The 281-nt window shown below is 63.7% G+C and carries 1 protein-coding gene; it reads right to left on the bottom strand.

What is annotated here, in order from left to right; genetic code table 11:
- The coding region (locus tag RCF13_RS13850; protein WP_308141258.1) for a flagellin at positions 1-281 on the bottom strand (281 nt) is incomplete at both ends.

Raw genomic sequence — 281 nt, 5'->3', positions numbered from 1 at the left:
TTGGCGTAGTCGGTGTCGCGGATACGGCTACGCGAGGCCGACAGGTTTTCCGAGGTGGTGTTCAGGCTGGCGATGGTGGAGGTGAAGCGGTTCTGGATCGCACCCATGTCGGCACGCGAGGAGTTCACCGAAGTCAATGCGTCGTCAACGATGGACAGAGCGCGCTGGGCGCCTTCCACCGTGGTGATGTCCAGGTCGGCGACGGTCTTCTTCTCCGAAGCGACAACCGCGGTGGCAGTGCCGCCGATACCAGCGAAGTCAATGGCCAGATCGGCCGGCGG

Source organism: Stenotrophomonas maltophilia group sp. RNC7 (assembly GCF_030910085.1).
In the GTDB taxonomy this organism is placed as follows: Bacteria; Pseudomonadota; Gammaproteobacteria; order Xanthomonadales; family Xanthomonadaceae; genus Stenotrophomonas; species Stenotrophomonas sepilia.
The sequence above is the reverse complement of the archived record's forward strand: the minus strand, read 5'-3'. Positions and strand labels throughout refer to the sequence as shown.